This is a genomic window from Actinopolyspora sp. BKK2, from assembly GCF_011291845.1.
Lineage (GTDB): Bacteria > Actinomycetota > Actinomycetes > Mycobacteriales > Pseudonocardiaceae > Actinopolyspora > Actinopolyspora saharensis.
Window position 1 is genome coordinate 506,727 of record NZ_JAANTE010000001.1, and the last position, 11,983, is coordinate 518,709.

At 73.0% G+C, this 11,983-nt stretch carries 11 protein-coding genes; 7 read left to right on the forward strand and 4 right to left on the reverse strand.

What is annotated here, in order from left to right:
- The first annotated feature begins 194 nt into the window (after positions 1-194).
- Positions 195-1,811, forward strand: a complete 1,617-nt coding sequence (locus tag G9Q41_RS02355) for a peptide chain release factor 3 (RefSeq protein WP_092521296.1) — start codon at positions 195-197, stop codon at positions 1,809-1,811.
- Positions 1,812-1,827: 16 nt separating this feature from the next.
- Here G9Q41_RS02355 and G9Q41_RS02360 read toward each other — a convergent pair whose 3' ends face one another.
- A complete protein-coding gene (locus G9Q41_RS02360; protein WP_165631436.1) occupies positions 1,828-2,775 on the reverse strand; it encodes a LysR family transcriptional regulator in 948 nt (315 codons plus the stop codon).
- A gap of 126 nt (positions 2,776-2,901) precedes the next feature.
- Here G9Q41_RS02360 and G9Q41_RS02365 point away from each other — a divergent pair, with 126 nt between their 5' ends.
- The 5 genes from G9Q41_RS02365 to G9Q41_RS02385 all read left to right on the forward strand — a co-directional run bounded on the left by G9Q41_RS02365 (position 2,902) and on the right by G9Q41_RS02385 (position 7,617).
- The gene (locus tag G9Q41_RS02365; RefSeq protein ID WP_092521293.1) at positions 2,902-3,597 is read left to right on the forward strand and encodes a type 1 glutamine amidotransferase domain-containing protein; all 696 of its coding nucleotides are present in this window, start codon (positions 2,902-2,904) and stop codon (positions 3,595-3,597) included.
- A 231-nt stretch (positions 3,598-3,828) separates the two neighbouring features.
- A complete protein-coding gene (locus G9Q41_RS02370; protein WP_165631435.1) occupies positions 3,829-4,521 on the forward strand; it encodes an SDR family oxidoreductase in 693 nt (230 codons plus the stop codon).
- 118 nt (positions 4,522-4,639) lie between these two features.
- Positions 4,640-5,692 carry a zinc-dependent alcohol dehydrogenase family protein gene (locus tag G9Q41_RS02375; RefSeq protein ID WP_165631434.1) on the forward strand — a complete coding sequence of 351 codons (1,053 nt, stop codon included), beginning with the start codon at positions 4,640-4,642 and terminating at the stop codon, positions 5,690-5,692.
- Between the two features lie 72 nt (positions 5,693-5,764).
- Complete coding sequence (locus G9Q41_RS02380) at positions 5,765-6,385, forward strand: L-threonylcarbamoyladenylate synthase (protein ID WP_165631433.1); 621 nt, start codon at positions 5,765-5,767, stop codon at positions 6,383-6,385.
- A gap of 50 nt (positions 6,386-6,435) precedes the next feature.
- Entirely contained in the window at positions 6,436-7,617 is a 1,182-nt protein-coding gene (locus G9Q41_RS02385; RefSeq protein WP_165631432.1) for a glycosyltransferase, read from the forward strand.
- 46 nt (positions 7,618-7,663) lie between these two features.
- On the opposite strand, the gene mmuM is transcribed toward G9Q41_RS02385, so the two are convergent.
- On the reverse strand, positions 7,664-8,566 hold the full coding sequence (mmuM, locus tag G9Q41_RS02390) for a homocysteine S-methyltransferase (RefSeq protein ID WP_165631431.1): 903 nt from the start codon (positions 8,564-8,566) through the stop codon (positions 7,664-7,666).
- Positions 8,567-8,895: 329 nt separating this feature from the next.
- Here mmuM and G9Q41_RS02395 point away from each other — a divergent pair, with 329 nt between their 5' ends.
- Positions 8,896-9,735: an NAD-dependent epimerase/dehydratase family protein gene (locus G9Q41_RS02395; protein WP_165631430.1), complete on the forward strand. Its 840-nt coding sequence runs from the start codon at positions 8,896-8,898 to the stop codon at positions 9,733-9,735.
- A gap of 57 nt (positions 9,736-9,792) precedes the next feature.
- On the opposite strand, the gene G9Q41_RS02400 is transcribed toward G9Q41_RS02395, so the two are convergent.
- Both G9Q41_RS02400 and G9Q41_RS02405 read right to left on the reverse strand, forming a co-directional pair.
- Positions 9,793-11,223 carry a HAMP domain-containing sensor histidine kinase gene (locus tag G9Q41_RS02400; RefSeq protein ID WP_165631429.1) on the reverse strand — a complete coding sequence of 477 codons (1,431 nt, stop codon included), beginning with the start codon at positions 11,221-11,223 and terminating at the stop codon, positions 9,793-9,795.
- The gene (locus G9Q41_RS02405) at positions 11,220-11,933 is read right to left on the reverse strand and encodes a response regulator transcription factor (protein ID WP_165631428.1); all 714 of its coding nucleotides are present in this window, start codon (positions 11,931-11,933) and stop codon (positions 11,220-11,222) included. Before G9Q41_RS02405 ends, G9Q41_RS02400 begins: the two co-directional genes overlap by 4 nt.
- Positions 11,934-11,983: the final 50 nt, after the last annotated feature.

Consider the following 11,983-nt stretch of genomic DNA (forward strand, 5'->3'; position numbering starts at 1 on the left):
TACGCTCACGTGAATGTTACTTTTCCCGGTGGGAAAACGCGCCTCGCGGGAAACCGAACCGCGGCGTCCCGGCAGTCCGGAGCACCGTGTCGTCGTCCGTCCCCCGTGGCACGAGACCATTTCTCCGTGCGCGCCGGACGTGAGCACCCCACGGCCCGGGCCGACCCCGCCAGCTTCCCGCACCGGGAGAGAAGATGAGTCAGACACGGCAACTTTCCGAGGCCGACCGAACCGCCGATCCGGCCCAGGAGGCCGCGCGCAGGCGCACGTTCGCGGTGATCAGCCACCCCGATGCGGGCAAGTCCACGCTCACCGAGGCACTGGCGCTGCACGCCAGGGTGATTTCCGAAGCCGGCGCGGTGCACGGCAAGGCGGGCAGGCGGGGCGTGGTCTCGGACTGGCTGTCCATGGAGCGCACCCGCGGGATCTCCATCACCTCGGCGGCCCTGCAGTTCGAGTACCACGACCACGTGATCAACCTGCTGGACACCCCGGGCCACGCGGACTTCTCCGAGGACACCTACCGGGTCCTTTCCGCCGTGGACTGCGCCGTGATGCTGCTGGACTCCGCCAAGGGGCTGGAGCCCCAGACGGTCAAGCTGTTCGACGTGTGCCGCCACCGGGGCATCCCGGTGATCACCTTCGTCAACAAGTGGGACCGGCCCGGCCGGGAGGCTCTCGAGCTGTGCGACGAGCTGCGCGACCGCATCGGGCTGCGCCCCATGCCGCTGACCTGGCCGGTCGGCATCGCCGGGGACTTCCGCGGAGTGCTCGACCGCAGGGACGGCGAGTTCGTCGGCTTCGAACGCACCTCGGGCGGGGCCACCGTGGCCCCCGAGCACCACATGTCGGCGGACGAGGCCGCCGAGCGGGTCGGTGACGAGTGGCAGCGCGCCACCGAGGAGTCCGAACTGCTCACCGAGTCCGGCGACGACATGGACGTGGCGGCGTTCGCACGCGCCGAGGCCAGCCCCGTGCTGTTCGGTTCCGCCGTGCAGAACTTCGGCGTCCGCCACCTGCTCGACGTGCTGCTCGAGCACGCCCCGGCGCCCTCGGCCCGGCCCGACGAGCACGGCAACCCCCGCAGGATCGACGAGCCGTTCTCCGCGTTCGTGTTCAAGGTCCAGACCGGCATGGACCCGGCCCACCGGGACCGGGTGGCCTTCGCGCGGGTGTGCTCGGGCGAGTTCGAACGCGGCCTCGTGGCCACCCACGCGGGCACCCAGCGCTCCTTTTCCACCAAGTACGCCCAGCAGATGTTCGGGCAGCAACGCGACACGGTCGAGCGGGCCTACCCCGGAGACGTCATCGGACTGGTCAACGCCTCCGCACTCGGGGTCGGCGACACCCTCTACACCGGCAAACCCGCGGTGCGCTTCCCCGGCATGCCCCAGTTCACCCCGGAGCACTTCGCCGTGGCCCGCACCACCGATCCCGGGCGGTCCAAGCAGTTCCGCCGCGGGCTGGAGCAACTCGTCCAGGAGGGCGTGATCCAGCTGCTGCACTCCGAGACGCGCGGGGAGGGCGCTCCCGTGCTCGCCGCGGTCGGACCGATGCAGTTCGACGTGGTCACCCAGCGCATGGAGTCGGAGTTCCGCTCCCCCCTGAAGCTGGAACAGCTCCCCTACACCGTGGTGCGGCGGGTCGGCGACCCCGGTCAGCGCGCCATGCTGCACACCCACAGCAGCGAGGTGCTCGACCGCGCCGACGGCACCACGCTGGCCGTGTTCACCGACGAGATCTCGATGCGCTCGCTGCAGCGCCTCAAACCCGAGCTGGACCTGCGGCACGTCGTCGCCGACACCGAGTGAGCACCGCCGCCCCGGCTCACCCGGGGCCGATCCCGGTCAGCAGCCGCTCGCGCACCAGCGCCACGTGCTCGCGCTCCGGCGCCCCGGTGCGCTGGGCCAGAAATCCCGTGTTGAGCGGAGGGTCGGCGGGGTCGAGCAGGGCAACCAGCGCCCCGGAGCCGAGTTCCTCGCGGCACAGGTAACGGGGCAGGACGGTCACTCCCGCACCGGCGACCACCGCGGCCCGCACCCCGCGCAGATCGGGCACCACCACGGCGGCCTGCGCGGTCAGCCTGCGCCCGAAGACGTGACGCCAGTAGCGCCGCAGAATGGGCAGGTCCTCGGCGTAGGTGATCAGCGGGACCTCCTCGAGCGGGCCGGGATCGCCCGGGGTGAGGGCACCGAGGCGCTCGGCCCAGGCCGGCGCGGCCACCAGCACGAACTCCTCGTCCATGAGCGGGACCGCCGTGACCGTGCGCCCGCGCGGGCGCACGGCCGAGACCACCAGGTCGAACCGCCCGGCGCGCAGCCCCTCGAGCAGCTCGTCGGCCAACCCCGTGGTGACCCGCAGCCGCACTCCCCGCTCGACCAGCTCCCCCAAGGCGGGCAGGGCGCGCACGCTGAGGAACTCGGCCGGACCGGCCAGGTGCACCGGCTCGGGCGGGACCTCGCCTTCCGCGCTGCCGCGTTCGGCCACGGCGGCTAGCGTGTCCAGTGGACCCGCCACCTCGGCGGCCAGCTCGTCGGCCACCTTCGTGGGCACCACTCCCTTCGGCACCCTCTCGAACAGCTGCCGCCCCAGCCGCTGTTCCAGGGAACGCACCTGCCCGGTCACCGTGGGTTGGGACAGCCCCGAGGAGCGCGCCGCCGCGCTGAACGCCCCGCAGCGGTACACGGCGAGAAACGTGCGCAGCAGCCCGAGTTCCAACGGCCCGCCCGAACTCCCGGAGCCCCCTCCGGATCCATCATTGTTCCTATGGGCCATAACGAGAACTCTATTGGCTGAACAATGGCAATGCGGCCTACGGTCGAAACCGTCCGTCCGAACGGACCAACCGGGAAACCCGCGACCTCGCCACGGGCGAGGAGCAACGACGGAGGAGCGAAAGAGATGGCGAAGATACTGTTCGTGATGACCGGCGCCGACCACTGGACCCTGGCCGACGGGACCAAGCACCCCACCGGCTACTGGGCCGAGGAGTTCGCCGCCCCGCACCAGGTGTTCACCGGAGCCGGGCACGAGATCACCGTGGCCACCCCCGGCGGTGTGGTCCCCACGGTCGACCAGTCCAGCCTGGCCGCCGAGGCCAACGGCGGCCAGGAGCAGGCCGACCGCATCGCGGCGGTGCTGGAATCGGCCACCGAGCTCACCAACCCGGTGGAGCTGGAGAACGTGCGGCTGTCCGACTACGACGCGGTGTTCTACCCCGGCGGGCACGGCCCCATGGAGGACCTGGCCGTCAACGACGACTCCGCCCGGCTGCTGACCGACACGCTGAACTCCGGCAAACCGCTGGGCGTCGTCTGCCACGCCCCGGCGGCCCTGCTGGCCACCGAAGGCGGGGGAGGCACCAGCCCGTTCGCCGGGTACCGGCTCACCGGGTTCACCAACACCGAGGAGAGCCAGGCGGGGCTGGCCGACAAGGCCGCGTGGCTGCTGCAGGACAGGCTGGTCGCCCTCGGCGCCGAGTTCTCCGAGGGACAGCCGTGGGCGCCCAACGTGGTCGTCGACCGCAACCTCTACACCGGACAGAACCCGGCCTCCTCCGAACCGCTGGCCAACGAGCTCCTGTCCACCCTGCGGTGAGCGGTTGACCTGATCCGACGTCCGGGCACCGCACCACCCCGCCCACGCCACCGGGTCGGTGCCCGGCCGAGCACGCGACCCACCCGCACGGCCTCGGAGAGCCCGGCCCCGCTGCGCCGGGCACGGGGCCGCTGAGGCGATACGGTCGAGCGGTACGCGACACCACACCGAACCGCTCCGGAGCCGGGACCTCCCGGCTCCTCGGGCAGGGACTCCGCGCAAAGGAGCGACATGCGCATCGCCATCGCCGGTGGACACGGAAAGATCGCCCTGCGGTTGACCGAGCTGCTCGCCCGCCGGGGCGAGGAGGTGCTCGGGCTGATCCGGCAACCCGACCAGGCGGCCGACCTGGAAACCGCCGGGTCCCGACCGGTCCCGCTCGATCTGGAGCGCAGCTCCGGCGCGGACACGGCCGAGGTGCTGCGGGGAACCGACGCGGTCGTCTTCGCCGCAGGCGCGGGCCCCGGCAGCGGAGCGGACCGCAAGTACTCCCTCGACCTGGCAGGTTCCGTGCTGCTGGCCGAGGCGGCCGAGCGGGCCGGGGTGCCGCGCTTCGTGCAGATCTCGACCATCGGGGCCGGGCAGCCGCCCGCCCCCGACGCCGGGGAGATCTGGCAGGCCTACATCGACGCCAAGACCCGTGCGGAGCAGGACCTGCGCTCCAGGAGCCTGGACTGGACCATCGTCCGCCCCGGCAGGCTGACCGACGCGGAAGCGGCGGGACTGGTGCAGCTGTCCCCGCCCCCGGTGACCCCCGGTTCCGTCCCGCGCCGGGACGTGGCCGCCGTGCTCGCCGAGCTGCTCACCCGTCCCGGGGGCAGCGGGCTGACCCTCGAACTGATCGAGGGCAGCACCTCGATCCCCGAGGCCGTCGACGCGCTGGGCACCGCACACCGCCCCGGTTCCGCACCTCCGCACGACTGAGCTCCCGCGCGGGCTCGCCACGCCCGAGCCGGATCCGGAGCCGGACGCGGCCCGTCCGTCCGAGGGCCTAAGCTGGCGGCGGTCCCCACGCACTCCGCCACCGGAAGGAGCCGCCGCGATGCGCGCCGTCGTGTTCGACGAGTTCGGAGCCGTGCCCGAGGTGCGCACGGTGCCGGACCCGACCCCTTCCCCGGACGGAGCGGTGATCGCGGTCGAGGCCACCGGGGTGTGCCGCAGCGACTGGCACGCCTGGCAGGGACACGAGCCCGACGTCACCCTGCCGCACGTGCCCGGACACGAGCTGGCCGGACGCATCGCGGCACTGGGCTCGCGGGTGCGCGGCTGGAACCTCGGCGACCGGGTCACCGTCCCGTTCGTGTGCGCCTGCGGCACGTGCCCGCAGTGCGCGGCGGGCAACCAGCACGTCTGCGCGCACCAGTTCCAGCCCGGCGCCACCCACTGGGGCTCCTTCGCCGAGCAGGTCGCCGTCGAACGGGCCACCACCAACCTCGTGGCCCTGCCCGACGAGCTGGACTCGACCGCCGCGGCCACCCTGGGCTGCCGCTTCGCCACCGCCTTCCGCGCGGTGCTGCGGCGCGGCGGCACGCAGGCAGGCCAGTGGGTCGCGGTGCACGGCTGCGGAGGCGCGGGCATCTCGGCCGTGATGCTCGCGGCCGCGGCCGGAGCCCGGGTGGTGGCCGTGGACCTCTCCACCGAGGCGCTGGACCTGGCCACCAGTCTGGGGGCCGTGGCCACGGTCGACGGACGCCGAACCCCCGACGCGGGCGAGGCGGTCCGCGAGATCACCGGCGGGGGCGCCCACGTCTCGCTGGACTGCGTCGGACAACCGAGCACCTGCGCGGCCTCGGTGGCCTCGCTGCGCACCCACGGTGTGCACGTCCAACTCGGCCTGATGCCCCCGCAGCAGGGCGTTCCGCCGATCCCGATGCACCTGGTGATCGCCCGCGAGCTGAGCATCGTGGGCACGCACGGGCTGCAGGCCCACGAGTACCCGGAGATGCTGCGGACGGTGGCCTCCTCCGGACTCGAACTGCACCGGCTGCTCGGCAACAGGATCGGCCTGGACGGGGTCCCGGCGGAGCTGGCGGCGATGAACGACCCCGTGCCCACCAGCAGCGGACTCACCGTCGTCGAGCTCGACCGCGGCTGAGGCGAGCCCACGACCACGCCGAACGGCTGTGCTTGTCGACACCGGCACCGGGGAACGGCCTAGGCTCGGCACATGGCGCAGTACTTCGAAGTGCACCCGGAGAACCCGCAACGCCGCGCGCTCGGCCAGGTGGCCGAGATCCTGCGCTCCGAGGGGCTGGTGGTCTACCCGACCGACTCCTGCTTCGCCCTCGGCTGCCGCGTGGGCAACAAGGACGGTCTCGAACGGATCCGCGCGATCCGCCACCTGGACCGCAACCACCACTTCACCCTGGTGTGCCGGAACTTCGCCGAGCTCGGCCAGCTGGTCAACGTGAACAACACGGTGTTCCGCGCGATCAAGGCCGCCACCCCGGGCCGCTACACCTTCATCCTGCCCGCCACCAAGGAGGTGCCGCGCAGGCTGCTGCACCCCAAGAAGAAGACCGTCGGCGTGCGCATCCCCGACCACGTCACCGCGCAGGCGCTGCTGAACACCCTGGACGAACCGCTGCTGTCGAGCACCCTGCTGCTGCCCGAGCAGGAGGAGCCGATGACCAGCGGGTGGGACATCAAGCAGCGGCTCGGCCACGAGGTCGACGCCGTCGTCGACTCCGGCGACTGCGGCACCCTGCCCACCACGGTGATCGACTTCTCCGACGACGAGGGCGAGATCGTGCGCTACGGGGCCGGCGACCCCACCCTGTTCGAGTAGTCCCGCGCTCCGGGCTGCCCGCCCGCGCGCGTTCTGGCAGGCTTGTCCGCGTGATCGGCTGGGAGATCGCGGGCGGCGTGGTGCTCACGGTGTGGCTGTGGCTGCTGACCTGCCGCGGCCGCTTCTGGAGCACCGCCCCACGGCTGCCCGGCGGCACCGAACCGGACCACTGGCCGTCGGTGGCCGTGGTCATCCCCGCCCGCCGCGAGGCCGACGTCCTGCCGCGAACCCTGCCGAGCGTGCTGGCGCAGCACTACCCCGGCCGGGCAAGGGTGATCCTCGTCGACGACGACAGCGACGACGGAACCGGCGAGCTCGCCGAGTCGCTGGCCCGCGCGCCCGGTGCGGAACTCCCGCTGACCGTGACCTCGCCCGGGGCCCCACCACCGGGCTGGACCGGCAAGACCCGGGCCCTGGCGCACGGGGTGGTCGAGGCCGGGCGGGTGGACCGGCTGCTGTTCACCGACGCCGACATCGCCCACGCCCCCGGCTCGCTGACCGAACTGGTGCGGGCCTGCGAGAGCGGCTACGACCTCGTCTCGCAGATGGCGGTGCTGCGCACCGGAACCCGCTGGGAACGCCTGATCGTGCCCGCGTTCGTGTACTTCTTCGCCATGCTGTTCCCGTTCCGCCTGGTCAACCGCACCGCGCACCGCACCGCGGCGGCCGCGGGCGGCTGCGTGCTGCTGCGGCGCGCCACGCTGGAACGGGCGGGTGGGCTGTCGGCCATCCGCGGGGCACTGATCGACGACGTGGCACTGGCCCGCCTGGTCAAGCGGGCCGGCGGCGCCGTCTGGCTCGGCCTGGCAGGCAAGGTCCGCAGCGTGCGCTGCTACCCCCGGCTGCGGGACCTGTGGCACATGATCAGCCGCAGCGCCTACACCCAGCTGCGCCACTCGCCGACGCTGCTGGCCGCGACCGCGCTCGGGCTCGCGCTGGTGTTCCTGGGCCCGCCCGCGGTCACCATCGCGGGCCTCACCGGCGGCGGACCGGCGGCGCTGCTGCTCGGCGCCGCGGCCTGGGCGATCATGGCGGGCACCTTCGCCCCGATGCTGGGCTACTACGGACAACCGCGCGCGGCGGCCCCGCTGCTTCCCGCCACGGCCGCGCTGTACCTGCTGATGACGCTCGACTCGGCCCGCCGACACCGGTACGGCCACGGCACGAGCTGGAAGGGGCGCACCTACCCGGCCGCGCGCTCGTCCGCACGAGAGCCGGGATCCTCCGAGTGAGCACCGCGCGTCCGAGCAGGCACCGCGTTCGCGCCGTCCGGGACGGCTACCGCGCGTCCCGCACCGCTCGGGTGAGCTCGGCGATCGCGGCCGGACCCACCCGGCAGCACCCGCCCACGACCTCCGCACCCGCGGCGACCCACTGCCGAGCCAGCTCGGCCGAGTAGCGGACCGGTCCGGTCCAGTCCTCGCGCACCGCGTCCCAGCCCTCGCCGCTGTTCGGGTAGACGATCACGGGCTTGCCCGTCACCCGGCGCGCGGTGGCCACGGCGGCAGGCACCTCGTCCGGGCAGCAGCAGTTCACCCCGACCGTCACGATCTCGGGCACCCCGGCCGCCACGGCGAAGGCCTCGGACAGCGGCTGCCCGGCACGGGTGCGCCCTCCGGCCACGTTGTACGACAGCCACGCGGGCACCCCGGTTCCCTCCAGCAGGGACACCAGGGCCCGCGCCTCGTCCACGTCCGGCACCGTCTCCAGCGCCAGCAGGTCCGCACCGGCCTCGGCCAGCACGTCCAACCTGGGGCGGTGCCACCGGCGCAGCTCGTCCACGCTCAACCCGTAGCGCCCCCGGTACTCCGAACCGTCGGCCAAGAACGCCCCGTACGGGCCGACCGAGGCCGCCACCCAGCGCTGCCGCCCGTCACCGGAGACCGCGGCACGCGCCCTGCGGGCCACCTCGACGCCGCGCCGCAGCAGCCCCACGGCCTCGCCCCGTTCGATCCCGTGCGCGGCGAAGCCCGCGAACGAGGCCTGGTAGCTCGCCGTCGTGGCGATCACGGATCCGGCGCGGAAGAACGCCAGGTGCGCAGCCTCGACCTCCTCCGGGGCCTCCGCGAGCAGCCGGGCCGACCACAGCGCGTCCGAGAGGTCGTGCCCGCGCGCCTCGAGTTCGGTGGCCAAGCCACCATCGGCGATCAGCACCGGGTCGGTGGAGCCGGGAAAGCTCATGCCACCACTCTAGTGCTTTTTCGGGGTGGTGATCGTTGCCGGCGGCGCTGGATCCGTGAGGATTGATTTCGTTTAATACTGAAAGCACAGTGACAACAAACCGATTGAGGGCGGGCGCTCCTCCTCCACCCGCCCTCGGGGAGCTTCTCCGGAACGCGGCGGGACGGCCGCCCAGTACTCGCCGAAGCCCCGTCCGGGACCGGCCGAGCAGCACGCGGCGCTGCGGGAGGTACGGTTCCTCCCCGAGCGGAACGGGCCCGCGCCCCGTCCCCGCGGCACCGCTCGGTGCCGCGCGACGCCGCGGGCACGGCAACGACGAAGGAGCGAGGATGACGGTGCTGCTCGCCGGGTGCGGCGACCTCGGCACGGAGGCGGGACTGCGTTTCGCCGCCGCGGGCCGCGACGTGGTCGGGCTGCGACGGTCGACGCACCGGCTTCCCCCCGGGATCACCGGCCAGTCCGTCGACCTCACGCGCGAGCTGCCGTCCGTGCCCGCCGACACCGCGATCGTCGTCATCGTGCTCACCGCCGACCGGCGCGACGCGGACGGCTACCGGCGGACCTACGCCGACGGAACCCGCAACGTGCTCGACGCGATCGACCGGGCCGGGATCTCCCCGCGGATCCTGTTCGTGTCCTCCACCGCCGTGTACGGGGCCACCGAGGGCTGGGTCGACGAGACCACCCCGACCGCCCCGAGCTCGGAGACCGGCGCGGTGCTCGCCGAGACCGAGCGGATGCTGCACGAACGGCGCCCCGACGCGGTCGTGCTGCGGCTGGCCGGGCTCTACGGACCGGGACGCACCTCGCTCGTCGACCGGGTGCGCGCGGGCACGGCCGAGAGCTCCTCCGCGCCGCGCTACACCAACCGCATCCACCGCGACGACGCCGCCGCGGCCATCGTCCACCTGACCACCGAGGTCGCGCACCCGGACCCGGTGTACGTGGGAGTGGACCACCGGCCGGCCGAACGCGCCGAGGTGCTGGACTTCCTGGCCGCCGAACTCGACGTCCCCGGCCCCGCCAGTAACGCCCCCGCCGCCGGGCGCCCCGCGGACAAGCGCTTCCGCAACGACCTGCTCCTCGCCACCGGCTTCGAGTTCACCCACCCCACCTACCGGGAGGGATACCGCGCCGTGCTGTCCGGCCGCGGAGTGCGCCACCACTGAAGCGGACGGCCACGACTCCCGCAGGACGACTCCACGCGGGCACCGCCGCTGCTCGGCTCAGGACAGCGGCAGCAGCAGCCGGAACGTGCTGCCCCCGCGCTCGTTGGCGTGCAGCTCCACCCGACCGTCGTGCGCCTCGGCGATCGCCGCTGTGATCGCCAGCCCCAGCCCGGTTCCGCCGGGGGATCGCTCCTCCTCGCCCCGGTAGAAGCGGTCGAAGACGTGTTCCGCGTCCGCGGGGGAGATCCCCGGGCCGCCGTCGGCCACCGAGACCACCGCCAACGGCGTCTCCGCCGACACCTCGGCCCCGGCGGCGGACAGCGCCCCCTCGCTCGCGACGCCGTGCGCGACGGTCACGGTGACCCCGGTCCCCGGCGTGGTGTGCACCAGCGCGTTGTTGGTGAGATTGGTCAGCACCTGCCGCAGGCGCTGCCCGTCACCGAGCACCCGCAGCGGGCTGTCCGGCGTCTCCAGCACGACCTCCCGGTCGGGGGCGCGCACCCGCGCGTCGTGGACGACGTCCCGCACCAGGGCGAGCAGATCCACCTCGGCGAGGTCGAGGGGACGTTCCTGGTCCAACCGGGCCAGCAGGATCAGGTCCTCGACCAGACCACCCATCCGACCCGCCTCGGACTCGATGCGCCCCATCATCGCCCGCACGTCCTCCTCGCCGGGCCGATCGCTGCGCCGGTACAGCTCGGCGAAGCCGCGGATCGAGGTCAACGGGGTGCGCAACTCGTGCGAGGCGTCCGCGACGAACCGGCGCAGCCGCTGCTCGGACCGCTCGCGCTGCCGCAGCGCGTCGACCAGCCTGCCGAGCATGGTGTTCAAGGCCAGCCCCAGCCGCCCGGTCTCGGTGCGCGAGTCCTGATCGGGGATCCGCCGCTGCAGCTCCCCGCCCGCGATGGCGTCGGCGGTGCGCTCGATCCGCATCAACGGGCGCAGGCTCAGCCGCACCGTCACGGCCGCGGCCACGGCCAGCACCACGAGCACGACCCCGCCCACGACCAGCTCGATGACCACCAGCCGATTCACCGTGGCGTGCACACCGGACAGCGACAGCGCCAGCGCGATGGTCTCGCCGTCCGGCAGGGTGACCGCGCGCACCCGCCACGGCGCGCCGTCGGCGCGGTCCGGAACCGTCCTGATCGAGGAGTCCGACGGGCGGCTGCGCAGCGCGGGGCCACCGTCCCCCCGTCCGGAGCGGCCGAGCATCTCGGTGGCGCGGCCCGCGGCGTCGAAGAACAGCACCCGGAAGTCGGTGGGCACTCCGCCGTGATCGCCGTCCTCCTCGGCCGGCGGCCCCGGCGGCATCCGCCGCCCCTGCTCCCAGGGGCGCGACATCTCGACCAGGCGTTGATCCACCCGCTCGGTCAGCGACCGCTCCAGCAGGGACACGCTGGCGAACCCCATCGAGGTCAGCCCGACCACCGAGACCACCACGAGCAGCAGCGTCAGCCGCCCGCGCACGGTGCGCAGCGCTCTCATCGCGACCCCGGCGACAACCGCAGCATGTACCCGACGCCGCGGATGGTGTGGATCAACGGCGGCGGCTCGGTGTCGATCTTGCGGCGCAGGTAGCTGATGTAGGACTCGACGATGCGGCTGTCCCCGCCGAAGTCGTAGTTCCACACCCTGTCGAGGATCTGCACCTTGCTGACCACCTTCTCGGAGTTGATCAACAGGTAGCGCAGCAGCTTGAACTCGGTGGGCGAGAGGTTGACCAGACGACCCCCGCGACGGACCTCGTAGGTGTCCTCGTCGAGTTCGAGGTCGTGGTAGTGCAGCTTCGCCGAGGTGTCCTGCTGCGCGGGCTGGACGCGCCGCAGGATCGCCTGCAGCCGCAGCACCACCTCGTCCAGGCTGAACGGCTTGGTCACGTAGTCGTCACCGCCTGCCGTGAGGCCGGCGATCCGGTCCTCGACGGCGTCCCGCGCGGTCAGGAACAGCACGGGAACGGAATTTCCGCCCTCCCGGAGCCGGGTCGCCACCGCGTACCCGTCGATGTCGGGCAGCATCACGTCCAGCACGACGATGTCCGGCCGGAACTCCTCCGCGGCGCGCAACGCCGCTTCCCCGCTGTCCGCCCCGCGCACCTCAAAACCGCTCAGTCGCAGGGCGGAGGTCAGCAGTTCGAGGATGCTCGGCTCGTCGTCGACGACCAGAGTCCGCGCACCGTTCACTTCCGTCACATCCACAGTATCCGTTCACCTTCCCCGACAACGCCGTTCGGGCTCGGAGGTCGCCC